This is a genomic window from Nitrobacter sp. 62-13 (assembly GCF_001896955.1).
Lineage (GTDB): Bacteria > Pseudomonadota > Alphaproteobacteria > Rhizobiales > Xanthobacteraceae > Nitrobacter.
The window spans coordinates 1-24,745 of record NZ_MKRN01000199.1; the positions used below are offsets into that span (position 1 = coordinate 1).

The 24,745-nt window shown below is 63.9% G+C and carries 20 protein-coding genes and 1 pseudogene; 8 read left to right on the forward strand and 13 right to left on the reverse strand.

All coding sequences use genetic code 11. The features are described from left to right. The 5 genes from BGN91_RS15485 to BGN91_RS15505 form a co-directional block, all read right to left on the reverse strand. Positions 1–333 (reverse strand): lipid II flippase MurJ (locus tag BGN91_RS15485; protein ID WP_292614650.1); only part of this gene is annotated, 333 nt, incomplete at its 3' end. A 43-nt stretch (positions 334–376) separates the two neighbouring features. After that, a complete protein-coding gene (locus tag BGN91_RS15490) occupies positions 377–1,525 on the reverse strand; it encodes a DegT/DnrJ/EryC1/StrS family aminotransferase (protein ID WP_292614651.1) in 1,149 nt (382 codons plus the stop codon). A 16-nt stretch (positions 1,526–1,541) separates the two neighbouring features. Beyond that, complete coding sequence (locus tag BGN91_RS15495; RefSeq protein WP_292614653.1) at positions 1,542–2,552, reverse strand: Gfo/Idh/MocA family oxidoreductase; 1,011 nt, start codon at positions 2,550–2,552, stop codon at positions 1,542–1,544. A 223-nt stretch (positions 2,553–2,775) separates the two neighbouring features. Continuing rightward, positions 2,776–4,188, reverse strand: coding sequence for a mannose-1-phosphate guanylyltransferase/mannose-6-phosphate isomerase (locus BGN91_RS15500; RefSeq protein ID WP_292614655.1), 1,413 nt, complete (start codon positions 4,186–4,188; stop codon positions 2,776–2,778). Positions 4,189–4,458: 270 nt separating this feature from the next. Beyond that, the gene (locus BGN91_RS15505; protein ID WP_292614657.1) at positions 4,459–5,469 is read right to left on the reverse strand and encodes an NAD-dependent epimerase; all 1,011 of its coding nucleotides are present in this window, start codon (positions 5,467–5,469) and stop codon (positions 4,459–4,461) included. A gap of 233 nt (positions 5,470–5,702) precedes the next feature. Here BGN91_RS15505 and BGN91_RS15510 point away from each other — a divergent pair, with 233 nt between their 5' ends. Beyond that, on the forward strand, positions 5,703–6,662 hold the full coding sequence (locus BGN91_RS15510; protein WP_292614658.1) for a lysylphosphatidylglycerol synthase transmembrane domain-containing protein: 960 nt from the start codon (positions 5,703–5,705) through the stop codon (positions 6,660–6,662). Between the two features lie 27 nt (positions 6,663–6,689). On the opposite strand, the gene BGN91_RS15515 is transcribed toward BGN91_RS15510, so the two are convergent. The 3 genes from BGN91_RS15515 to rfaD form a co-directional block, all read right to left on the reverse strand. Then, positions 6,690–8,597 carry a nucleoside-diphosphate sugar epimerase/dehydratase gene (locus BGN91_RS15515; protein WP_292614659.1) on the reverse strand — a complete coding sequence of 636 codons (1,908 nt, stop codon included), beginning with the start codon at positions 8,595–8,597 and terminating at the stop codon, positions 6,690–6,692. Positions 8,598–8,658: 61 nt separating this feature from the next. Next, a complete protein-coding gene (gene rfaE1, locus BGN91_RS15520) occupies positions 8,659–10,128 on the reverse strand; it encodes a D-glycero-beta-D-manno-heptose-7-phosphate kinase (RefSeq protein WP_292614661.1) in 1,470 nt (489 codons plus the stop codon). A gap of 47 nt (positions 10,129–10,175) precedes the next feature. Further along, complete coding sequence (gene rfaD / locus BGN91_RS15525) at positions 10,176–11,156, reverse strand: ADP-glyceromanno-heptose 6-epimerase (protein ID WP_292614706.1); 981 nt, start codon at positions 11,154–11,156, stop codon at positions 10,176–10,178. A 500-nt stretch (positions 11,157–11,656) separates the two neighbouring features. Here rfaD and waaF point away from each other — a divergent pair, with 500 nt between their 5' ends. The 3 genes from waaF to BGN91_RS15540 all read left to right on the forward strand — a co-directional run bounded on the left by waaF (position 11,657) and on the right by BGN91_RS15540 (position 13,936). Then, positions 11,657–12,730 carry a lipopolysaccharide heptosyltransferase II gene (gene waaF / locus BGN91_RS15530; RefSeq protein ID WP_292614664.1) on the forward strand — a complete coding sequence of 358 codons (1,074 nt, stop codon included), beginning with the start codon at positions 11,657–11,659 and terminating at the stop codon, positions 12,728–12,730. A gap of 70 nt (positions 12,731–12,800) precedes the next feature. Continuing rightward, the gene (locus BGN91_RS15535) at positions 12,801–13,388 is read left to right on the forward strand and encodes a D-sedoheptulose 7-phosphate isomerase (protein ID WP_292614667.1); all 588 of its coding nucleotides are present in this window, start codon (positions 12,801–12,803) and stop codon (positions 13,386–13,388) included. After that, positions 13,385–13,936, forward strand: a complete 552-nt coding sequence (locus BGN91_RS15540; protein ID WP_292614669.1) for an HAD family hydrolase — start codon at positions 13,385–13,387, stop codon at positions 13,934–13,936. The genes BGN91_RS15535 and BGN91_RS15540 overlap by 4 nt, the downstream gene beginning before the upstream one ends. Here the strand turns inward: BGN91_RS15540 and waaC are convergent. After that, positions 13,933–14,880 carry a lipopolysaccharide heptosyltransferase I gene (waaC, locus tag BGN91_RS15545; RefSeq protein WP_292614671.1) on the reverse strand — a complete coding sequence of 316 codons (948 nt, stop codon included), beginning with the start codon at positions 14,878–14,880 and terminating at the stop codon, positions 13,933–13,935. The two genes, BGN91_RS15540 and waaC, sit on opposite strands and share 4 nt — an antisense overlap. A 190-nt stretch (positions 14,881–15,070) precedes the next feature. On the opposite strand from waaC, the gene galE reads away from it, so the two are divergent. The 3 genes from galE (at position 15,071) to BGN91_RS15560 (ending at position 18,775) form a co-directional block, all read left to right on the forward strand. Next, positions 15,071–16,081, forward strand: a complete 1,011-nt coding sequence (galE, locus tag BGN91_RS15550; protein WP_292614673.1) for a UDP-glucose 4-epimerase GalE — start codon at positions 15,071–15,073, stop codon at positions 16,079–16,081. 121 nt (positions 16,082–16,202) lie between these two features. Beyond that, positions 16,203–18,005 (forward strand): ABC transporter ATP-binding protein, encoded by a 1,803-nt coding sequence (locus BGN91_RS15555; protein WP_292614675.1) that lies wholly within the window; start codon positions 16,203–16,205, stop codon positions 18,003–18,005. A 68-nt stretch (positions 18,006–18,073) separates the two neighbouring features. Next, positions 18,074–18,775, forward strand: coding sequence for a fumarylacetoacetate hydrolase family protein (locus tag BGN91_RS15560; protein WP_292614677.1), 702 nt, complete (start codon positions 18,074–18,076; stop codon positions 18,773–18,775). Between the two features lie 159 nt (positions 18,776–18,934). Here the strand turns inward: BGN91_RS15560 and ligA are convergent, their stop codons facing one another. Beyond that, positions 18,935–21,079 carry an NAD-dependent DNA ligase LigA gene (ligA, locus tag BGN91_RS15565; RefSeq protein WP_292614679.1) on the reverse strand — a complete coding sequence of 715 codons (2,145 nt, stop codon included), beginning with the start codon at positions 21,077–21,079 and terminating at the stop codon, positions 18,935–18,937. 186 nt (positions 21,080–21,265) lie between these two features. Here ligA and BGN91_RS15570 point away from each other — a divergent pair. After that, positions 21,266–21,535, forward strand: a pseudogene (locus BGN91_RS15570) (GIY-YIG nuclease family protein). A gap of 52 nt (positions 21,536–21,587) precedes the next feature. On the opposite strand, the gene recN reads toward BGN91_RS15570, so the two are convergent. The 3 genes from recN to BGN91_RS15585 all read right to left on the reverse strand — a co-directional run bounded on the left by recN (position 21,588) and on the right by BGN91_RS15585 (position 24,624). Continuing rightward, positions 21,588–23,273, reverse strand: coding sequence for a DNA repair protein RecN (gene recN, locus BGN91_RS15575; RefSeq protein WP_292614681.1), 1,686 nt, complete (start codon positions 23,271–23,273; stop codon positions 21,588–21,590). Between the two features lie 180 nt (positions 23,274–23,453). Beyond that, positions 23,454–24,353, reverse strand: coding sequence for an outer membrane protein assembly factor BamD (locus tag BGN91_RS15580; RefSeq protein ID WP_292614708.1), 900 nt, complete (start codon positions 24,351–24,353; stop codon positions 23,454–23,456). 4 nt (positions 24,354–24,357) lie between these two features. Continuing rightward, positions 24,358–24,624 carry a hypothetical protein gene (locus BGN91_RS15585; RefSeq protein WP_292614683.1) on the reverse strand — a complete coding sequence of 89 codons (267 nt, stop codon included), beginning with the start codon at positions 24,622–24,624 and terminating at the stop codon, positions 24,358–24,360. Positions 24,625–24,745 lie beyond the last annotated feature (121 nt).

Genomic DNA, 24,745 nt, shown 5'->3' on the forward strand with positions numbered 1-24,745 from the left:
CAGGATGCTCATGACCTGCGGCATGAAAATCCACGCCACGACGAGCAGAACGACCTGGGACAGGAACAGCAGCGTGAAGATGCGATTGGCGAACAGTCGCGCCGAGGCATCGCCACCCTCGCCATGAACGTGCGCGTAGGCCGGAACGAATGCCGCGTTGAAGGCTCCCTCGGCGAAAATCGCGCGGAAATGATTGGGCAGCCGCAACGCGACGAAGAAGGCATCCGCGACCGGCCCGGCGCCGAGAACCGCGGCAAGCACGATGTCGCGCGCAAACCCCGTCAGCCGCGAGAGCAGCGTATATCCGCCGACGGTGAAAATGCGTCCAAGCATGCGGCGTTTCTACAGGATCGCCTCCCGGCGCAAAATGGCGAAATCAGTTCGCAAGCACGGCGCGCACAGCCTCGATGATCCGCTCCTGGGTCAATTCATCGAGATAGGCATGCATCGGCAGGCTGATGACCTCGCGCGACAGCCTTTCGCTGACGGCAAGACCTGCGGCGGCGATCGGGAAACTCCGGTACGCGGTCTGCTGATGCAGCGACTTCGGGTAGTAGATCGCCGTCGGAATGCCTTGCGCCTTCAGCGCGGAGGCCAGCGCCTCGCGGCCTCCGTCCGGGAGGCGGATGGTGTACTGCGCCCATACCGACGTGCAATCCGCCGCCACGCGGGGCACGATCGCAACGTCCCCGAGAGCTTCGTTGTAACGCCGCGCCGCCGTGTCCCGCGCTGCGATCTCGTCGGGAAAGACCTCGAGCTTCTCGATCAGAATCGCGGCCTGAATCGTATCGAGGCGCCCGGTCAGGCCCAGCCGTACGTTGTCGTACCGATCAGACCCCTGCCCGTGCACGCGCACGCTGCGCAGCGTGTCCGCCAGTTCGTCATCGTCGGTGAAGATCGCGCCGCCGTCGCCGTAGCAGCCGAGCGGCTTGGCGGGGAAGAAGCTGGTCGCGGTCGCAAGGCCGAACGTGCCCAGCCGTTTCCCCTTGTAGGTCGCGCCGAATCCTTGCGCGGCGTCATCGAGAACGAACATGCCCTCGGTCGCGGCCACCGCTGCGATCGCATCGTGATCGGCGGGCTGACCGAACAGGTCGACGGGAATGATGGCCCTCGGCCTGAGGCCCTGCGTTTTCGCGACCGCGATGCCGCTCTTCAGCGAGTCCACATCGATATTGAATGTCGTCTCATCGACATCGACAAACACCGGCGTGGCGCCGAGCAGCGCCACGACCTCGCCGGTCGCGCAGAATGTGAACGTCGGACAGATCACCGCGTCGCCGGGTCCGACGTTTTTCGCCAGCAGCACCATCAGCAGCGCGTCGGTGCCGCTGGCGCAGGCTACCACATGCTTCGCGCCGCTGAACGTGGCCAGATCGGCTTCCAGGCGCGCGACTTCGGGACCGTTGATGAACTGGCAATGCGTCAGAACCCGCGCAACCGCATCGTCGATACGCTTGCCGAGACGACGGCGCTGTTCGACGATATCAATAAATGGAATCGCCTTTGCAGGCATGTGCTGCTGCATTCAGTCCTCTGGACGATCAGCCGGCGACGCGGCGCGGGGCCGGCCGCACCGGCGGCGCGACGGAAGACGGCGCTTCAAGGCACTTGATCGCGATCTCGAGGCTGGCGACGCCTTCGCCGCCGCTCACCGCCGGAGCCTTACCCGAGCGCACCGCATCGACAAACGCAATCAGTTCGGCGCGCAGGGGCTCATCATGGCCGACCGGAAGGTGGCGCATGGAGTAACTGCCGTCCGGCTGGAATCCGAAGCATTCGGTGACCTGGCGGGTCAGCAGATCGCCCATGATGTATTTGCCGCGGGTGGCGACCGTGACGTTGCGGGCCTTGAACGGCGTCAGCCAGTTCGTATTGATATGCGCGAGCACACCCGATGCGGTCCGGAACTGAAGCAGCGCGATATCCTCGCGCTCGGCGACGGCGCTGGAAAGCTGGGGCTGCACGTCGATGATTTCGGATCCGGTAAACCAGCGGATCAGGTCGATGTCATGCACGGCGAGGTCGATCACGACGCCGACATTCGACATGCGCGGCGGGAATGGACCGACGCGCGTGATCGCGATCGAGAGAATATCCTCGCCCCGGATCGCCTGCTTGATGGCGGCGACCGCCGGATTGAAGCGTTCGACATGCCCGACCATCAGGGTCAGGCCGGCGCGTTGAGCGGCGGTGACGATCTTGCAGCCTTCCTCCACCGTCGAGGCGATCGGCTTCTCGACCAGAACGTGAACGCCGCGCTCGATGCAGGCCAGCGCCAGCTCGCAATGAAGGTGTGTCGGCGCGGCGATGGTAACCGCGTCGACGCCGGCCGCCATCAGTTCGTCGAACGTCCCGAACGTCCGGCACCCGATCAGTTCGCTCGCACGAGCGCGGTGCGCGGGCAAGGGATCAACGATGCCGGCGAGCCTGACGCCGGCGAGGCCGGCCAGTACGCGACCGTGATTGCTGCCCATGATACCGGCGCCTATCACGCCGACACGCAGCACACGCTCCGACCCTGCAGTTTTCAATGCAGATGGCTTCGAACTCATCAGATACCCCGAAATCGACTGGCCCAGGCGCCCCCCGAAGCCCGACCGTGCGCTCTCACTAGCACGCCATAACGAAAGTGGCGATTAGAGGAATAACAATCCCAACACGTTTTGATTCAAAGAATTACATGATACTTAAACTTGTAGGACCTATGACGGCATCGCTGGAACAGGCTTGAACAGTGTTTCCACAGATTAGCTGATTCGCTCCTCGCGCGGCAGCTCAGCTTCGCTGATAGTCATCCTCGATCCGGATGATGTCGTCCTCGCCGAGATAACTGCCGGTCTGCACTTCGATCAGTTCCAGAGGAATCTTGCCGGGGTTTTCCAGGCGGTGGGTAGCTCCGATCGGAATATAGATCGATTCGTTCTCATGCACGGTCTTGACCAGATCATCGACCGTCACTCGCGCGGCACCCCGGACCACGATCCAGTGCTCCGAGCGATGATGATGTTTTTGCAGCGACAACCGCTCGCCGGCCTTCACGGTGATGTGCTTGACCTGGTGCCGCTCGCCCCTGTCGATCGACTGATAGGCTCCCCACGGCCGATGGACCCGAAGATGGTCTTCGGTAACCTGCGGCGCGACAGTCTTCAACTTCGCGACCAGACGTTTCAGCCCGTTGGCGTCCTTCTGGCGTGACACCAGCACGGCGTCCGGCGTCGCCACCACCACGAGATCGTCGACGCCTTCCAGCGCGACCAGCGCTCTGTCGGTCGAGATGTTGCAGTTGCGGGAATTCTCGAACACGGCGGGGCCTTGCGCCGCGTTGCCCTCGCCATCCTTGTCCGACAATTCCCACACTGCGTGCCACGATCCGACATCCGACCAGCCGCAATCGACGGGCACCACGGCGGCAAGTGCGGTCTTTTCCATCACCGCGTAATCGATGGAAGTCGCCTGCGCCTTCGCGAAGGCATCGGAGTCGAGCGTGACGAAGCCAAGATCCCGTCCGGCATGGGACACGGCATCCGACACCGCTCGAACGCTGTCGGGATCGACGCTGCGATATTCATCGAGCAGCACCGCCGCGCGAAACATGAAGTTGCCGCTGTTCCAGAGATATCCCGCCTCGACATATCCCGCAGCGGTCTGCGGGTCCGGCTTCTCGACGAACGTCGTCACCGCGCGCACCTCGCCCGCGATCGCTGCGCCGGGGCTGATATAGCCGTACTCGGTCGCCGCCCGCTCCGGCCGGACGCCGAAGGTCACGATGCGTCCGGCATTCGCGGCGGCGAGGCCCTGGCGGCAGGCTGAGACGAACGCTTCGGTATCACACACCACATGATCCGCAGCCAGCGCGAGCACGACGGCGGCGTTGTCGCGCGTCTGCGCGAAAATGGCTCCCGCGGCGATCGCCGGTCCGGAATCGCGCCGCGCCGGCTCCAACAGGATGTCCGCCTCAAGCTCGATCTCCGCGAGTTGTTCCAGCACCATGAAACGGTAAGCGGCGTTGGTGATCACGATCGGCCGCTCGAACAGCGCCGGATCGGAAACCCGCCTCAGCGTATCCTGAAACGTCGAACGCACCCCGAACAACGGCAGAAACTGTTTCGGACGGCCTTCCCGCGAGGCCGGCCATAGCCTGGTTCCCGCGCCGCCGCACATGACCAGAGGGATGATACGCTCACTCACAACACCATCTCCACGTTCTGATGTGTCCATGAAAGCGGGACGAGGAAAAGTGTATAGCGGTTTTCCGCCCGCGATCCCGCTCTAAAACATTGGAATGGATAACCGTCCGTTCGGGCGTTCGCCCGGCGGCGCTGGATCGGCGGCATGACGCGAGCCGCAGCCACATTCGTTGAGCGAATTTGACATTCGCTACCCACGTTGCAGCCAATCCGGCAAGCGAAGACCAAATTCAAAACTCCACTGGAAACAGGATACAAAAAATTAGAACCATTATCCGACCCGATGATAACGAGAATACCAGGCGGCAAAACGATGGATGCCGTCTTCAAGCGATGTCGAAGGACGGAAACCGACGTCGCGCGTGAGATCGTCGATATCTGCGAACGTGGCTTGCACATCGCCAGGCTGCATGGGGAGCATCTCCTTTTGCACCGTCCGTCCAAATTCCTTCTCCAGGAGCGTCACGACGCTCGTCAGTTCCGCCGGCTTGTTGTTGCCGATGTTGTAGATTCGCCATGGAGCTGAACTCGTTCCCGGATCCCGAGCGCCGGTCGGTTCGCCGCGCGGAACATGATCGATCAGGCGGATAACGGCTTCAACGACATCGTCGACATAGGTGAAATCCCGCCGCATGTTGCCGTGATTGAACAGCCTGATCGGCTGCCCGCCGACGATCGCGTCAGCGAACCTGTAGAGCGCCATGTCAGGCCGGTACCACGGACCATAGACCGTGAAGAAGCGCAGTCCCGTCATCGGCGTGCGATAAAGGTGGCTGTAGGCATGCGCCATCAGTTCGTTTGATTTCTTCGTGGCCGCATAAAGGCTGACCGGATGGTCGACGTTGTCGTGAACCGAAAACGGAAGCTTTGTGTTCGCGCCATAAACGGAGGAGGACGAAGCAAACAGCAGATGAGGACACTCGGCGTGCCGGCATCCTTCGAGGACATTGGCGAAAGCCGTGAGGTTTGAATCGACGTAGGCGTCCGGATTTTGCAACGAATAGCGCACGCCCGCCTGAGCTGCGAGATGGAGCACGACCGACAGGCGGTGTTCCGCGAACAGGGAAGCCGTTGCCGCGCGGTCGGCAAGATCGGCCTTGACGAACCGGAACCGCGGGTCCTTGCGCAGGATGTCGAGCCGGGCCTCCTTGAGCGCCGGATCGTAGTAGCTGTTGAGATTGTCGATTCCGACAACCCGGCTTCCCTCTTTCAGAAGCCGGCCGACGACATGGAATCCGATGAACCCCGCAGCGCCAGTAACCAGTATCGGGCGATCCGACATTTCTCTCCTCAGGGCGTTCCCTCCTCAGGGTATACGGGTCATGCCGGCCGCACAGCCCCGGCATAGGGGGTAGCCCGGGTTACTTTAACAAATGGCGTAGAAGGAGATCGCAGGGCGCCCTTGTCGCGCGACTATTGCCAGACGCCGTCCAAAACCATACCAAGGCAGCAGGGCCACCGATTATCGTCCGAAAGGTTCCGGCGGCCAGCTTAATCCCGGCATATGCAAGCGCAATGCGCCAGATCCTGCTTTCAACGGCAAAAATCCTGGTCTCGGCTGCCCTGCTCTACCTTGCGCTCCGCAAGGTCGATTTCTCGGACCTCGTCTCGCGCCTCGGCTTCGATGGCACAGGATGGATCGCGCTCGCCGTCGCCGTGACATTGCTGCAGGTCCTTGTCAGCGCCCTGCGCTGGCGGGAAATCAGCGCGGACTGCGGTGCCCCGCTCTCGGTCGCGCGCGCGCTGCGCTATTGCATGATCGGCTCGTTCTTCAACCAGACGCTGCCCTCATCGATCGGCGGCGACGCCATGCGGCTGTGGCTGGTCGGACAGGGCCCGGCGGGCTGGCGGGCGGCGGCTTATTCGGTCTTCGTCGACCGCGCGATCGGCCTGATCGCGCTGGCCGTGCTGATCTGCGTCAGTCTGCCATGGAGCTACCAGTTGATCGGCAATCCCCAGGGCCGGCTTGCGCTGCTGTTCGTCGATTGCGCCGCGCTGGCGGCCGGGGGCGGATTCCTGCTTCTCGGCCGGCTGAACTGGCCCTGGCTCGGAACAATGAGAGCCCTGAACCATCTTCGCGCCTGTTCGCTCATCACCGGCCGAGCCATCTTCGGCCGCGAGCACCGGCTGAAGATTGCGTTTCTCTCGCTGTTCATCCATGTCCAGGCCGTCGTGATCGCATGGTGCGTCGTGCGGGCGATCGAGGCGCCGATTCATTTCGGCGATCTCTTTTTGCTGGTTCCACCGGTCATGCTGATTACGATGATGCCGATTTCGATCGCCGGCTGGGGCGTGCGCGAGGCTTCCATGGCGCTGATCTTCGGATACGCCGGACTGGCGACCGGTGAAGGCGTCAATATCTCGCTGTTGTTCGGCGCGGTGTTTTTCCTCGTCGGCGTGCTCGGGGGACTCGTCTGGATCGTCAGCGTCGAAAGGGCCGAGAAGAAACCGGCGCCGATCGAACTGACGGAGTGATCTGTGGCGTTTTCGAGCAAGAGCCTGTCAGGGATGGGCCCCGAATTCGGGCACGGCATCCTTTAGCACCGAGCGGATCTTCGACTTGTCCTCGTTGGCAACGGCTTCTGCAAGAACCGCGATCCACCTGTGCAGCACGTCCATCGGCGGCTCGTTCGGCTTTGCCGCCAGGATTCCCGGCAGGCCGATCTCGATCGTCGGCTCCTCGCTTGCGAACAGAATTTCATTCAACCGCTCGCCCGGCCGCACGCCGGTAAAGACGATTTCGATGTCGTGGTTGGGCTGCAGGCCGGACAGGCTGATCATGCGTTCGGCGAGATCGACGATCTTCACCGGCTGTCCCATGTTCAGGACGTACACCGATACGTCGTGCCGTTCCGGCATCGCCGCATGGCTCGCGGCGGTGATGACGAGATCGCAGGCTTCGCGAATCGTCATGAAATAGCGAACCATGTCTGGATGCGTGACGGTCACCGGGCCGCCGGCCTCGATCTGCGCCTTGAATTTCGGCACCACCGACCCGTTCGAGGCCAGCACGTTGCCGAAGCGAACCGAAATCAGCCGCATCGGAATCTTGCCGTCGGTACGCTGGGCGAGTTCGCGGTCGAGCGCCTGGCAGTACATCTCGGCAAAACGCTTGGTCAGCCCGAGCATCGAGACCGGCTCGATCGCCTTGTCGGTCGAGATCATCACCATGGCTTCGGCGCCCGCCTCCAGCGCCGCATCGGCGACGTTGACCGAGCCGAAGATGTTGGTCTTGACGCCTTCGCTCCAGTCCCGCTCGAGAATGGGCACGTGTTTGAGCGCCGCCGCATGAAACACGATGTCGGGCTTGAATTCGCTCATCAGGCGTATCAGCCGCTCGCGGTCGCGGATGTCGGCGATGCGGCCTTCCACCACGGCGCCCCGGCTTCTGGTACCCAGCTCCTCCATGATCGCGTAGAGCGCGGGCTCCGAATTTTCGATGATCAGCAGCCGGCTCGCACCAAACGTCACGACACGTTTGCAGATTTCGGATCCGATCGACCCGCCGCCGCCGGTCACCACGACCGACTTGTCCTTGATCAGTCCGCCGAGCCGTTCATAGTCGATGGTACGGCTCGGGCGAAGCAGGAGATCTTCGACGGCGACGGGCGTCAGGCGCGGAATATCGCCTTCCTCGCCAAGCGACGGCAACCGGCTGACCTTGAGGCCGAGCTTGCGGCCCCGCGCCAGAACAGCCTCCGGCTGGGCTTCGGGCTCGAACGCCGAGGGCGTCATGATGATGCGCTCGATCGGGCTGCGCCGCTCGGCAAAGTCCTTGATCACGTCCTCGAGTTTGTCTACTGCGCCAAGGACCGGAACCCCGCGTATCGTCTGGCCGATGTCGGCCGCCGACGGCGACAGCAGGCCGACCGGCCGCAAGCGCTTGACCGCCCCGCTCTCGACCGAGCGCAAGAGAATTTCGGCATCGGCTGCGCGGCCGACCACGATGGCAGGCGTCGCGTCGTCGGCCTTGACGTGAACAAGGGTCCGCTTGTAGCGGAAATACCGATAGGTAAAGCGTGTGGCCGCGAGCAGGAATATCTGCAACAGCCAGTACAGTATGATCGTCTTCTTTCCAAGAAAGAACGTGCCGTAGAAATTGGGCGCGATGACAACGTAGTCGAAGACGAGAACGACAAATCCCAGAATCGAGGATGCCTTGACGATGTTGAGGGCGTCCACAAGGGAAATGAACCGCCATTTCGTCGTCGTCAGGTTGAAGACATGAAAGACGACGAAACTGATGACCAGGAAGTAGGGCAGCGCCTTCAGGAGCAACGGCAGGCGCAGCGCAAGTTCTCGATCGTCAAAACGGAAATAGCAGCTCACCAGCAGCGCTGCCACGACCGTCATCAGGTCATGCAGCGCGATCAGGATATTTCGCGAGGTAAACTTTCGACGCGGAGTCATGAGACGATGGCCGGGACAACATGGGAAGCGGAGATGCGCCGGCCGCTGCGCAGCACGGCTCTCATGCCTTGCCTCCCGCGCGCTTCACGAGCGACGTCGTGCTGAACCCCCGCAGAATATCGATCAGCACGACCTCGCCGCCCCGCGCGGTAACGAACTCCTGACCGACGACCTGCTCAAGGGAATAATCCCCGCCCTTGACGAGCACGTTCGGCTCGGTCCGCTCGATCAGCTTCAACGGCGTGTCCTCTTCGAAAATCACCACAAGGTCGACGGCCTCAAGCGCAGCCAGCACCTCCGCTCGCGCCTGCTCATTCTGGATCGGCCGCCCCTCTCCCTTGAGCCGGGCTACCGATGCGTCGCTGTTCAATCCGACGATCAGCCGGTCGCACGTCGCGCGCGCTCCGGTCAGCACCTTGACGTGACCCGGATGCAGGATGTCGAAGCAGCCGTTGGTGAAGCCGATCCGCAAGCCCTGTTCACGCCACACCGCCAGCCGCGCGCCGAGATCGGCCGCCGATCGCGCGATTTTCTCTTCGGCCGCCAGAGAGGCCGGCGGCAGAATATTGCGGCGGAGCTCGGCGAGGGTGACAATCGCGGTGCCGCTCTTGCCCACCGCCACCGCCGCGGCGGCGCTTGCCGTCCGCAACGCCGTTTCCCAATCGGCCCCCGCCGCAAGCGAAACCGCCAGCGTGGCGACGACGGTGTCGCCGGCGCCGGTCACGTCGCGAACCTTGACGGTGTGGGCGGGAACGTGAATGACCTCGCCCTCGCCCGGCACGAGCGTCATGCCGTGCTCGCTCTGCGTCACCAGCAAGGCTTCGCAATCCGCGAGCCGCATCACCTCGCGCGCCGCTTTCGCAATGCCCGCCTGATCGTCGGCCCGGCTACGCGTGGCATCCGCAAATTCCTTCCTGTTCGGCGTCAGCAGCGTCGCGCCCCGATAGATGCCGAAATTGGCGCTCTTCGGATCGACGATGACGCGCTTGCCAAGCCCGCGCGCCGCATCGATCACGGTGCGGATCACCCGCGCCGTCAGCACTCCCTTGGCATAGTCCGACAACAAAACGATGTCGACGCGCGGCAGTTGCGGCAAAATGGCATCGATCAGAGCCTGCTCCACCGCTCCGGACGCCGGAGCAGGCGTTTCCCAATCGGCGCGCAGCATGTGGGTCGAAAAATGCTCCGAAACGAAGCGCACCTTGCGCGTCGTCGGCCGCGCCGGATCCGAAATCAATAATGGCTCGATCAGGGTTTCGCGCGAGAGCGTAGCGCGAAGCCTGCCGCCCGCCTCATCCTCGCCCGCCAATCCGACAAAGACGCAGCGTGCGCCGAGCGCGGCGATGTTGCGCGCCACGTTGCCGGCGCCGCCGACATTGGTTTCGCTCCGCTGAACCGCGATCACCGGCGCCGGAGCCTCCGGCGAAATCCGCGAAATCTCGCCGTACACGAACTCGTCGAGCATCAGGTCGCCGACGCAGAGCACCGTCTGGCGGGAAAACGCATTCGACAAGTCGTCAAAATCGATCATCAAGCACTTCACCTGCTGCCGCAGTTCGATCCAATTTGCATAGCGCGTCAGCGAAAGCGATCGTCGCGGTCGAGGTAGCCTTTGACATAGGCATCGACCGCTTCCTCCAGCGGCGTGAATCCCCCATTATAGCCTGCGCGCTGCAAGCGCTCGACCTCGCCTTGCGTGAAATACTGATAGGCTCCGCGAATCTGCTCAGGCATATCGACGTATTCGATGTTCGGCTTCGCGCCAAGCGAGACATAGGCCGCCGTCATCAAATCACGAAAGCTGCGCGCCTTCCCTGTTCCCACGTTAAAGAGACCGCTGACCGCGGGCGTCGCCAGCAGCCACATCATCACGCGGACCACGTCGTCGACATAGATGAAGTCGCGGCGCTGGTCGCCATCGGCGATGCCCTGCCGGTGCGATTTGAACAACTGCACCGGACGGCCGGCCTTCACATCACCGAAACGGCGCGCCAGCACGCTCATCATGGCGCCCTTGTGGTATTCGTTGGGACCGAACACGTTGAAGAACTTCAGGCCGGCCCATTGCGGAGGCAGCGCGCCGCCATTCGCGGCGCGGCCGGCGACCGCCATATCGAACAGGTGCTTGCTCCAGCCGTAGAGATTCATCGGCCGAAGCGCCCGCAGGGAGGCCAACGATTGATCGTCGCGAAAGCCCTGCCGGCCATCGCCATAGGTCGACGCCGACGAGGCGTAGATGAAAGGCGTCGCGGTCGCGGTGCACCAGTCGAGCAAACGCAGCGACAGGCGGAAGTTGGTCTCGATGACGAGATCGCCGTCGGTCGCGGTGGTCTCGGAGATCGCGCCGAGATGGACGACCGCGTCGAGACGGCGGCCCTCCAGCCAGGCCGCCAGTTCTGCGGGAGGAACGATGTCCGCAAGCTGCCGCTTGGCGAGGTTGCGCCATTTGCCGTCGTGGCCCAGCGTATCGCAGACCGCCACATCGCCGCGGCCGGCGTCGTTCAACGCGGCAACGAGATTCGATCCGATAAAACCGGCGCCCCCGGTCACCAGCAGCATGATGTCCCCGTCATGGATGTGCAATTCCTAGTCCGGTTCCACCATTGCATCCGGTGCGGCAGGCGTTCTTGCAAATGTCAGAATCAAAGGACCACCAGTGTCCCGATTCCGACGTCCGCATACCCTTGCAGCAACCTTTGATGCGAACTTCGGAATCAAAGGGACACTAGCACCTCTATCATTCTAGTGTGGTTTAGGTTCAGAAGTTCGCTTGGCGGACTCGCTGGACACTGAAAGCGAACTTCTGAACCACCGCACTAGCAACCATAAGGTTTTCCAGTGGAGTTTTGAATTTGACATTCGCCCGCCGGGTTTGCAGTGGGTGGCGAATGCCAAATTCACTCCAGTGGTTTGCCCCACTCCCGCCTGCGAGGCAACTTGGATGGCGTGAGACGACGAAATCACTCGCGAAAGGCGTCGCGCGAGATAACTTTACCTCAGCGCCGGGAGCGGATAGGGAGGATTTTTCATCCGCCCCAGCGTTACTCGTTCGTTAAATTATGAAACATGATTCACCAGAAAAGCTGGAGACTGTCGGCGATCCCAGCGACTCGCGGCCGGTTCTGATCGTTCCTTACATGTGGATCGGCGACTTCGTCCGCGGCCATACGGTGGTGCGGGTGCTCAAGCAGCGCTGGCCTAATCGGCCGGTGGATATGCTGGTGACGACGCTCTGCGCCCCGCTGGTCGATTACATGCCCGGCGTGCGTTCCGGAGTGGTCTGGGACCTGCCTCGCAGCCGGCTGGCGCTGAGGCAACAGTGGAATCTCGCCCGGCAGTTGCGCGCCCGGGGATACGGAACCGTCCTCATCATGCCGCGCACCTGGAAATCAGCCATCGCGCCCGCGCTGGCCGGCATTCCGGAACGGGTCGGCTTTGTCGGCGAGGCGCGATTCGGGCTGCTCAACCGCTGGCGCTGGGGCGAGCGAGCCCTGCCCCGCATGATCGACAGGAAGGCATCGCTGGCGCTTCCGGCCAATGCGGCGCGGCCGCCCGAGTGGCCCGTGCCGCAGCTTCACGTTCCCGGCGAGGACGTCATCCGCTGGCGGCAGGCGCAGGGATTGGGCTCCGGACCGGCGGTGGCGCTCGCTCCCGGAGCGGTCGGCCCCAGCAAACGCTGGACTTATTACGCGGAGGCCGCGCGGATGCTGACCGAGCGCGGAATCGACGTCTGGGTGATCGGCGGCCCGAACGAAAAGGCGATCGCGGCCGAAATCGTGGCAACCGGCGGCTCGCGGGTCCGGGATCTCACAGGGCACGACTTGCGAAACGGCATTCTGGCGATGGCGGCCGCGACCCTTGCGATTTCGAACGACTCCGGCCTGCTGCACGTCGCGGCCGCGATCGGAACGCCTACGATGGGAATTTTCGGCCCGACCAGTCCCTATCATTGGGCGCCTTTGAACGGGCTCGCGGCGACGATCCAGACCAAGACGCCACTGCCGTGCCAGCCGTGCCATCGTCCGGTCTGCACCAGGAACGATCATCGCTGCATGAGGGACATCCCGGCGGCCGAAGTGCTGGCCATCGCGGAACGGGTGCTTGCGAAGGCCGGCGAGCGCGCCGCGCCTTGATACGACCATGCTTGCGCGGGCATGACGCGCTCAGTACCACTGCTATCCATTACGGCGACAAAGGTGCGTCTTGAGCCAGAACCAGATCGCGACCCATTTTCAGCAATCGCTTGCGGCGCTTGAGCGCGCGGCCGGCGACGCGGCGCTGCTCGCGGTGGCTGGCGATATCGCCATCGCGATCGTCGGCGCGCTCCGTTCGGGGCACAAGGTGCTCCTGATCGGCAACGGCGGAAGCGCCGCGGACGCGCAGCACATCGCCTCGGAAATCGTCGGACGCTACCGGAAAGAGCGGCCGGGCTTCGCCGCCATCGCACTGACCACCGACACATCAGCCCTCACCGCCATCTCAAACGATTACGGCTTCGAGCAGATTTTCGCGCGGCAGGTCGAGAGCCTCGGCCGCCAAGGCGACGTGCTGCTGGCGCTGTCGACCTCCGGCCGGTCGCCGAACATCCTCGCCGCGCTCGCCGCCGCGCGCCGGCGCGGCCTGGTCACGGTCGGTTTCACCGGCCTCAAGGGCTCGAGCCTGCGGGAGTTCTGCGACCACCTGTTCATTGCACCGAGCGACGACACCCCTGTCATCCAGCAGATCCACATGACGGCAAGTCACGCGATCTGCGACAGCGTCGAGCACGCGATGGCGGACGGCTGCACGTGAGCGGCGACAAGATCGCTCCCGCTTCCCAGCCCGCTGCGTTCCTCGATCGCGACGGCGTCGTCAATCACGACGACTGCTACATGGGCACGCGCGATCGCATCCGCTGGATGCCCGGCGTCGCCAACGCGATCCGGCGGCTGAACGAGGCCGGATATTTCGTTTTCGTCTTCACCAATCAATCAGGCGTCGCGCGCGGCTTTTTCAGCGAAGACGACGTTCGCAATCTGCACCTGTGGATGCAGTCGCATCTCGCATCGCAGGGCGCGCGGATCGACGACTTCAGATATTGCCCGCACCATCCCGACGGCAGCGTCGCCGGATATCTGGAAGATCATCTCTGGCGCAAGCCAAAGCCCGGCATGATCCTCGACCTGATGAAGCACTGGCCGGTGCGGCGCGAAGGCAGCTTCGCCATCGGCGACCGCGACAGCGATCTCAAAGCTGCGGCAGGCGCAGGCATTCCCGGATTCCTGTTTGACGGCGGCGATCTCGACCCGTTCGTCGCGCGCGTGCTTGCCGAGATGTCGGGCGTGAAGTCCAAGAGCTAGCTAATCAGCAACCGCTCCGCCGCCTCGATCGCCTGCCGCGCCGCCGGCGGACCGTTCCTGCCGCCGAGCACCGCCATGCAGCCGCTGCCGACAGGTCCCGTCAGGCCAGGATCGGTGCTGACGTAGATGCCGACGAGCGGCACGCGATACGCCGCGGCGAGATGCATCAGGCCGGTATCGACGCCGATCACCAGCGCCGCATTGCCGATCACCTGCGCGGTCAGATCGAGGCTTTGGCGCGGCAGAACGCGACTGCCCGCGATGTCCCGCGACAGCCGTTCCGACAGCAGCCGTTCGGCCTCGGTGCCCCACGGCAACACGATCTGCAATCCCTTGGCTTGAAGCCAGCGCCCGGTTTCGATCCAGTCCTCGGCCCGCCACTCCTTCGCGGATCGTGACGTGCCATGAAGCAGCACGGCATAGCGCTGGCTATCCGTCCGCGGGGAACGGATCAAACCGTAGTCCACCTCCTCCGGCGGCCGATAGCCGAGCGAGAGACCGGTCAGCATCCGGTTGCGCGTCACGGCGTGCAGGTCGCGCCTCACCGCATGCGTGACGTCGTAGAATCGCGCGGCGAAAGGTTCGCGAATGCTGCGGCCATCGTAGCCGTGGCGCTCGCCGCGCGCGAGGCGCGCCATGATCGCGGAGCGGATCAGGCCCTGGGTATCGATTACTTTGTCGAACCCCCGCTCGCGCAGAAGCGCGCGGAACCGGCCGATCTCGCGCCACGTCGCGCCAGTGGCGAGTTGCGAGCGCCAGCGCCGCGTCGCAACGGTGATGACCTCGGCGACCAGAGGGTGCAATCGCACCAGCGGCGCGAACGCCTCTTCCACCAGCCATGTGATGCGCAGTTCCGGACGCGCACGCGACGCGTCGACGATCGCAGGCATCTGATGCACGACGTCGCCGAGCGAGGAGGTCTTGATGATGAGAATGTCGGTCATCGACGCGCAAGGCCGCTCAGGAACATTCGGCTCTCGTTACAGTTTGGCAACCATAATGTCGATTCCCCGGCGCGAAGGGCGGGAAAATCGAACCGATCGGCGTCATGCTATACGGCAACTCGACCGGTTTGTGCGAGATATCGGCAACCGCGGGCGAGCCCGCAGCGAGCCTTCGCACAGAGGAGCAGATATGACCGTGCTCGTTACCGGTGGCGCCGGCTATATCGGCAGTCATATGGTTCTCGCGCTGGCCGAGGCCGGCGAAAACGTCGTCGTGATCGACAATCTCTCCACGGGATTCTCGTCGGCGCTGCCGGACGGCGTGCCGCTGTTCATCGGCGACGCGGGAGACGAGAGTCTCGTGGAGAACGTCATCGCCCAGCACGGCGTCGAAAGCATCATTCACTTCGCGGGGTCCGTGGTGGTGCCGGACTCGATGCGCGACCCGCTCGCCTACTACCGCAACAACACGATGACGACGCGCAATCTGCTCAATGCCGCCGTCCGATGCGGGATCGGCCGCTTCATCTTTTCGTCGACCGCCGCCGTCTACGGCAATCCGGAGCGGATGCCGGTTCCGGAAGATGCGCCGACACGGCCGCTCTCCCCTTACGGATCGTCGAAGCTGATGACCGAGATCATGCTGCACGACGTCGCGACCGCCCACGGCATGAATTACGTCGTGCTGCGCTACTTCAACGTCGCGGGCGCCGATCCGCTGGCGCGGATCGGTCTTTCAACCGAGGGCGCGACGCACCTGTTGAAAATCGCGGTCGAAGCCGCGACCGGGCAGCGCAGCAAGATCGACGTGTTCGGCACCGACTATCCGACGCCGGACGGAAGCTGCATCCGCGATTTCATCCATGTCAGCGATCTTGCGCAGGCGCATCGCGCCGCGCTGATGTACCTGCGAACCGGCGGGCGTTCGACGACGCTGAACTGCGGATACGGACGCGGCTACTCCGTGCTGGAAACCATCGAGGCGGTGCGGCGGGTCTGCGGTCGCAACTTCGCGGTTCATTATGCCGATCGCCGTCCCGGCGACATCATGACCATGATCGCCGACACCGGCCGGATTCGCGCGGTACTCGACTGGACGCCGCAATACGACGACCTCGCGACCATCGCCGCGCATGCGCTGGCGTGGGAGGAAAAGCTGGCGCGGCGGCACGTCTCGGAGGCGCTCGCGGCCTCGGCCTGATGAGCCGGGGGAGGCCCGGTTTTGGCTTGAAAAAGGCCGCTATTGCGGGCATTGAGTCGGACGCTTTCGCAACAACCCTGGCGCGCGGGCGACAGCCCCTTCACGGCGTCAATGGAACGCGATGACCGAGCTTCCGAAGAAAATCACCGACGATCCCTACGGCGCGGCGATCCTGATCCGCCGCCTGATCACCGAACAGGGCATGACCTATTGGCGGCGCTACCTCGCCGCATTCGCACTGATGGCAGTCTCCGCGGCCGCGACGGCGTTCTCCGCCTACCTGCTCGGCGAAGTCATCAATCAGGCCTATGTCGACAAGGACGTGCGTGGCATCTTCATTCTGTCGCTGGTGACGGTCGTCATTTTTACGATCAAGGGCGCGGCGACCTATGGCCACTCGGTGATCCTCTCGCAGATCAGCAACGCGATCCTCGCCAACAACCAGCGCCGCCTGTTCGCCAAGCTGATGAGCGAAAGCATCGGCTTCTTCTCGGAGCGGCATTCGTCGGAGTTTCTCGCGCGGCTGACCGCCGGCGCCACGTCGGTCACGCAGGTGCTCAGCCTGCTCATCAACGCCGTCGGCCGCGACCTGCTCTCGCTGATCGGACTGGTCATCGTGATGGTGACGCAGGATCCCTACATGGCGCTGTTCGGCCTGCTGGTGGCGCCGCCGGCGATGCTGGTGCTGCGCAAGCTGGTGAAGCGCGTCAAGCGGCTCGCCCACAACCAGTTCAGCGGCACCACTGATATCATGGAGATCATGCAGGAATCGCTGCAAGGCATCCGTACCGTGAAGGCGTTCACGCTCGAACGGACCATGCGCGAGCGGATCGACGCCAGCATCGCAGCCGTCGAGCAGACCAACAACAAGATGGCGCGGGTCTCGAACCGCGCCAGTCCGCTGATGGAAACGCTTGGCGGCTTCGCCATCGCGGGCGGGCTGATGTATGGCGGCTATCGCGTCGTCGCCATGGGCGCGACGCCCGGCCAGTTCTTTTCGTTCCTCACCGCCTTCCTGCTGGCCTATGAGCCGGCCAAGCGGTTGGCGCGCCTCAACATCGAGCTCAACAGCAGCCTGATCGGCGCGCGCAAGCTTCTGGAGATCGTCGACAGCCCCGCCAGCGAGCCCGACGACAGCGACAAGCCGGCGCTGAAACTGACGACCGCCCGCGTCGAGCTGCGCGACGTCACTTTCGCCTATCGGCCGGGCGAGCCCGTGCTCAACCGCATGAGTTTCGTTGCCGAGCCCGGCAGGATGACCGCGCTGGTCGGTCCATCCGGCGGCGGCAAATCCACCGTGCTGGCGCTGCTGCTGCGATTGTACGAGGTGAGCGACGGAGCGATCCTGATCGACGATCAGGCCATCTCCGCCGTGTCGCGAGCATCGCTGCGTCAGCAGACCGCCTATGTCGGACAGGACGTGTACCTGTTCCGCGCGACCATCCGCGAGAACATCGCGTTCGGCCGCCCCGGCGCGACCGAGGACGAGATCATCGCCGCGGCGAAAGCCGCCTGCGCTCATGATTTCATCATGAACTTTCCGTTCGGCTATGACACGCCCGTGGGCGAGCACGGCACGCAGCTCTCCGGCGGGCAGCGCCAGCGGATCGCCGTGGCGCGCGCGCTGATCAAGGACGCACCGATCATCCTGCTCGACGAGGCCACCGCCGCGCTCGATTCCGAATCCGAGAAGCAGGTGCAGGAAGCGATCGGGCATCTCTGCCAAAACCGCACCACCATCGTGATCGCGCACCGCCTGCACACCATCATGCATGCCGACGCGATCCTCGTGGTCGAAGGCGGCGAGATCGTCGAGCGCGGCCGCCACGACGAGCTGCTGCGGAGTGCCGGACGCTACGCGTCGTTCTTTCGCCTGCAGCATCGCGACGCGCCGGCTCTGGCTCCCCTCGGCGCATCGGCGTAAGCTGTACCTGTTGGCCGTATCCAGGCGATCCCGCCGCATTGCCTGCAAACCAGCGCGGAGAGAGCCGCATGAGCGCAGCATCTTTTGTGATCCCGCAGCCGCCGCAAGCGGCCGTCGCCGTCGCGGGCGTAAGCGGATTTTTCCCGGTCCGCCGCATCTGGTGCGTCGGCCGCAACTATCTCGACCACGTCCGCGAGATGGGCAACGACGAGCGCGCGCCGCCGTTCTTCTTCGCCAAACATGCCGACATGATCGAGGCCGACGGCGCGGTCATCCCCTATCCGCCGCTGACCAGCGACCTGCATCACGAGGTCGAATTGGTGGTTGCGATGAAAAGCGGGGCCTTGCGCATCCCCGCCGACAGGGCGCTCGACCACGTCTACGGCTACGCCGTCGGCATCGACCTCACGCGGCGCGACCTGCAGAACGCGGCGCGCAAGAAGGAGCAGCCCTGGGAGATCGCAAAATCGTTCGACCACTCCGCGCCCTGCGGCGCGCTGCAACCCGCGGCGAGGATCGGCCACCCGTCGAAGGGCCGCATCTGGCTTTCGGTCAACGGAAAGCAAGCCCAGTCCGGCGATCTCGCGCAGATGATCTGGAACGTGCCCGAGATCGTCGCGCAGCTTTCGCAGCAGGTCGCGCTTGACGCCGGCGACATCATCATGACCGGAACGCCCGCCGGCGTCTCCCGGCTTCAGCCGGGCGACAGGATCGAATGCGGCTGCGACGGCGTCGGCACGCTGAAGGTAACGATCGGCCCGCCGGCCTGACGCGTCCGCCTGCGGCGGACATCCCCGAATGACGGTTTCTTCGTCCGGCCAGTGTCGTTCACCATTCCAAGGAAACGGTGGACGACTTCAGCCTCCTGATTTTGACGCGTTTTCTTCACGCGAACCGGAGTCCACGTCGCTCGAAAACGCTATAGGTCCTCATCCCCCGATCAGATCGAGCCACTCGTCTTCGGAAATCACCCTCACGCCCAGTTTCTCGGCTTCCTTGAGCTTCGAGCCGGCGCCGGGACCGGCAACGACGAGGTCGGTCTTCTTCGACACCGAGCCCGAGACTTTCGCACCCATGCGCTCGGCCGAGGCCTTGGCCTCGTCGCGGGTGAATTTTTCAAGCGAGCCGGTGAAGACCACGGTCTTGCCGGCCACCGCGGAGTCGCTGCGCGCCTGCGCAACCGGGAACACCTCGATCTCCTCGAGCAGATCGTCGAGCGCCTTGACGTTGCGCTTCTCGGCGAAGAACTCGACCACCGCGTCGGCGACGATCTCGCCGATGCCGCCGATGTTGTTCAGATCGGCATAGGCCTCGGAGTCGTTGCCCGCTTCCGTCTGAGCCGCGGCGGCTTCCGCCATCGCGCCGCGAAAGTTTTCCATGCTGCCGTAATGTCGCGCCAGCAGCTTGGCGTTGCCCTCCCCGACATGGCGGATGCCGAGCGCGAAGATCAGGCGATTGAGTTCGATCCTGCGCCGCGCATCGATCGCGGCGAACAGGTTGCGCACCGAGACCTCGCCATAGCCTTCAATCTCTTCGAGCTTGAGTTTGCTATTGCGCTCCTTGAGCTGAAAGATATCGGCGGGCTCCTTAATCCAGCCCCGCTCGTGGAATTCCTGGATCTGCTTTTCACCGAGGCCGTCGATGTCGAAAGCGAGACGCGAGACGAAATGCTTGAGCCGCTCCACAGCCTGCGCCGGGCAGATCAGCGCGCCGGTGCAGCGGCGCACCGCCTCGCCCTCCTCGCGCACCGCGTGACTGCCGCAAATCGGACACTTGTGCGGAAACAGGTAAGGCTTTGCGCTGTTCGGACGCTTGTCGAGGACAACGTTGACCACCTGAGGAATCACATCACCAGCGCGCTGCACCACCACCGTATCGCCGACGCGCAGATCAATGCCGTCGCGGATCGGTTGTTCGTCATTGCCGATGCCCTTGATGTAGTCCTCATTATGCAGCGTCGCGTTCTGCACCACGACGCCACCGACCGTGACCGGTTCGAGCCGCGCCACCGGCGTCAACGCGCCGGTGCGGCCGACCTGGATGTCGATGCCCTTGAGGATCGTGGTCGCCTGTTCGGCTGCGAACTTGTGCGCGATCGCCCAGCGCGGGCTTCGCGACACGAAGCCGAGACGCTCCTGCCAATCGAGCCGATCGACTTTGTAGACCACGCCGTCGATGTCGTAGCCGAGCGTGGCGCGCCGCTCGCCGATCTTGCGATAAAACGCCAGCACCTCGTCGACGCTGTGGCACAATTCGATCAGCGGATTGACGACGAAGCCCGCCTTCTCCAGCCACGCCAGCATGCCGTGCTGGGTATCGGCAGGACGATCCGTCATCTCGCCCCAGGCATAAGCGAAAAACTTCAGCGGGCGCGAGGCGGTGATCGCGACATCCTTCTGCCGCAGCGAGCCGGCGGCCGAATTGCGCGGATTGGCGAACACGGTGTCGCCGGCTTCCTCCTGCTTCCTGTTGAGCGTGAGAAAATCCTTTTTCAGCATGTAGACCTCGCCGCGCAGCTCGCAGGCGGCGGGAACGGCACGGCCCTTCAGCCGGTGCGGCACATCCTCGATGGTGCGGACGTTGGCGGTGACGTCCTCGCCGGTGAAGCCGTCGCCGCGGGTGGCCGCGCGCACCAGTTCGCCGCGCTCGTAACGCAGAGATAGCGACAAGCCGTCGATCTTCGGCTCGGCGACGATGGCGGGAATATCGTCCGCGCCGAGTTTCAGGAAACGTCGGATGCGGTCGACGAACTCCGTGACTTCCTCGTCGCTGAAGGCGTTGCCGAGCGACAGCATCGGCACCGCGTGCTGCACTTTGGCAAAACCGCGCGCGGGCGCGGCGCCGATGGTCTGCGTCGGCGAACTGGCGGTAACGAGTTCGGGAAAGCGCGCCTCGATCGCTTCGAGCCGCTGTCGCAGCGCGTCGTAGGCGGCGTCGGAAATCGTCGGCGCGTCCTTCTGGTAGTAGCGCGCATTATGCGCCTCGATCTCCAGCGCAAGCCGCTTGTGCTCGACCTTCGCCTTCGCGCGGGTGAGAGAGGCGATGGCGGGAGCGTCCTTGGGTTTTGCCGGCATCTGGGCATCCGAACTCTTGCGGACCGTTTTCGAGCGAAGTGGATACCGGTTCGCGTGAAGAAAACGCGTCAAAACAAAAAGCTAGAGCCCGGCTTTGATTTCATCAAAGCCGGAATAGCTCTAGTCTTAGTCATTCCGGGGCGCGAGCGGAAGCGCGCGAGCCCGGAATCCAGTCAAGGGCAATGGATGTTCTACGTGTATCTTCTGGCGAGCCGCAAACAGGGAACGCTCTACCTTGGGTAACGAAGGACCTGGTCCGTCGAACCCATCAACACAGGGAGAAACTGCTTCCAGGGTTCTCGTCGCGTTATGATATTCGCAGACTGGTCTGGTTCGAGACGTACGATGATCCCGTCACCGCAATCGAACAAGAAATGGCGGCGCGCTTGGAAGACCGGCTTGATTGAGAAGGATAATCCCGACTGGAGAGACCTTTATCCTGAAATTGCTCGTTGATGTTATGGCCGGATTCCGGGTTCGCGTCTGCGACGCGCCCCGGAATGACATACTATCCCGCAGCCTTGAGCAGCCGCTCGGCAGCCGCGCGGGCTTCCGCCGTGATCTCCGCGCCGGCAAGCATCCGCGCGATTTCCTCGCGGCGGTGATCCTCGGCCAGCGTCGCGACGCGGGTGGCGACGCGCTTGCCGCGATCGAGCGCATCCTTCGAGATGAGCAGATGCTGGTCGGCGCGCACCGCAACCTGCGGCGCGTGGGTCACCGCCATCACCTGCACTTTGCAGGCCAAGCGCGCCAGCCGCGCACCGATGGCGTCGGCCACCGCGCCTCCGACCCCGGTGTCGATCTCGTCGAACACCAGCGTCGGCGCCGAGCCTTTATCGGAAAGCACCACCTTCAGCGCCAGCAGGAAGCGCGACAGTTCGCCGCCGGAGGCGACCTTCATCAGCGGCCCCGGCCGCGTGCCGGGATTGGTCTGCACCCAGAACTCGACGCGATCGAAGCCTTGCGGTCCCACCGATGCCGGATCCGACTCGATCTGGGTGGAGAACATCGCGCGCTCCAGCTTCAGCGGCGCAAGCTCGGCATTGACCGCCTTGTCGAGTTTTTCCGCGGCCTTGATGCGCGCGGCGGATAATTTCGCGGCGGCGGCCGCATAGCGCCTGTCGGCCTCGGCAACCTGCTTCTCCAGCACGACCAGCCGCTCCGCGCCGGCGTCGATCAGTGCGACGTCATTCACGAACTTGGCGGCGAGCGCAGCGAGTCCATCCACCGGGGTCGCATATTTGCGCGACGCCGCGCGCAGCGCGAACAGCCGTTCCTCGATGCGCTCCAATTCAGCCGGATCGAAATCGGCGGCGGCGAGCGCTGCGGCGAGATGCTGGTCGGCCTCCTCCAGCGCGTTGATCGCCGCGTCGATGGACCTGACCGCCGGCTCGACCAGGCTCGGCGAACTCGCGGCCCGGCGTTCCAGCCGCCGCACCGCCGCCGCCAGCACGCTCACCGGCGAACGATTGCCGCTGACGGCGTCCTGCGCCTCGCGCAGGTCGGCCGCGATCTTTTCGCCGGCCATCATCGTCGCGCGGCGCTCGGCCAGCGCGGTTTCCTCGCCGTCCTGCGGCGCGAGTTGCCTTAGCTCGTCGGATGCATGGCGCAGATAATCAGCCTCGCGCGCCGCGCGCTCCACGCCGGCGCGGTGATCGTCGAGCGCGGCGCGGGCAGCGCGACGGGCCTCCCATAGCACCGCTAGCGCGGCGGCATCGGTCTCCAGCCCGGCAAAGGCATCGAGCAGCCGCCGATGAGAGGAGGCATCGACCAGCGCCCGCTCGTCGTGCTGGCCGTGAATTTCCACCAGCGCCGCGCCCACCGCTTTCAGGGTCTGCACGCTGATGGCCTGATCGTTGATGAAAGCGCGGGTGCGGCCGTCGGCGAGTTGCACCCGGCGCAGGATCATCTCGCCCGAATCTTCGGACACTGAGCCGTCGATGCCGTTGGCGGCGAGGATCGCGGCCGCCGGGTGGTTTTTCGGAATATCGAAGGTCGCGGTCACCTGTCCCTGCTCCGCGCCGTGGCGGACCAGTCCGGCGTCGCCGCGACCGCCGAGCGCCAGCGCGAAGGCATCGAGCAGAATGGATTTTCCCGCGCCGGTTTCGCCGGTCAACACCGCAAGGCCGGAGGCGAACTCGATATCGAGCCGCTCGATCAGGACGATGTCGCGGATCGAAAGACGCGCAAGCATCTGAGGCTGGTTCCTGCCATGGGTGTCGCGGACGGGCTCGCAGAGACGCGTGACGGGGAGTCTAACGAAGTTCTGACCAGGACACTAGATCGCGATGATCTTGGATCGATTCGATCCGTGACGATTCCGAAATTCGCATGCTTTGCGGCAACCTTTGATGCGAACTTCTGAACCACTACACTAGCCGAGCCCCATCTTCTTGAACGCCTTGCTGATCCACGAGCCCCGATTCTCGCTTGGCTCGGCCCCGCCCGACTTCACGAGGTTATAGGCGTCCTTGTACCAGCGGCTGTCGGGAAAGTTGTGGCCGAGCACGGCGGCGGCGGTCTGCGCCTCGCCGACGATGCCGATCGCCATGTAGGCTTCGGTCAACCGCGCCAGCGCCTCCTCGACGTGCCGCGTGGTCTGGTAGCGGGTCACCACGGTCTTGAAGCGGTTGATGGCGCCGGTGTAGTCGCGCCGCTCCATGTAGTAGCGGCCGATCGCCATTTCCTTGCCGGCGAGCTGATCGCGCGCACCCTCGAGCTTCTTCTTGGCTTCGCCGGCATATTCGGACGTCGGATATTTGCGGATGACCTCCTCGAGCGAGTTCATCGCCTTTTCGGTCCGGGCCTGATCGCGCGAGATATCCGGAATCTGATCGTAGTTCGAGGCGGCGATCAGGTATTGCGCATAGGCGGCGTCCGGGCTGCCGGGATGCAGCGTGACGTAGCGCGAGGCGGAGCCGATGCAGGTGTCGTAGTCGCCGGCCTGATAAGAGGCGTAGGCCGACATTAGCAGCGATTTCCGCGCCCATTCCGAATAGGGGTGTTCACGGTCGACCTCGTCGAACTTCTTCGTCGCCGCCTTGAGATCCTTGCTGTTGTTCATCAGGAACAAGCCCTCGTTGTAGAGCTTGTCCGCCGGTTCATCGCTGAAGGTCTGCTCGTCCTTCGCCATGAACTTGTCCCACAGCGCGCCTGTTCCGCAGCCGCTCAGGGTCGCCCCCAAAATCACCACACCGGCGACGAGCCGCAATAGCCGGCCGAGCCGATCGAGATGAATTGTGCGAGCCCTCAACGCGATCCGTCCGAGCGCCATACGCTTAGCCAACATCGATGAAAACCTGACGTCCGTGATGCGGTGATCCGGGCACCACCCGGAACAGGCGGTAAACCGGTTCCCAATTTTCGGGATCATGCTCCAGAGCGGTTTGCATTTTGAGGGAAACACCATGTTCTGTCATGGCCGGGCTCATCCGGCCATCCACGTCTTTCCATCCACGTCTTTCTTGAAACTCCAAAGACATGGATGCCCAAAGCCGGGCACGACCGCCGCTGATTCCGTCTAAAAGCAAATCTTCTCTCATCAACCGCGTACGCAGCTATTTCGCCCGGATTAAGGCGAAACGCCGGGCCACACAAGGCTTCCGGGCCTGCGAGACGGCAACTCAAGCAACTCACGGAGCGACAGAACAGAGGCGAGGCACATGG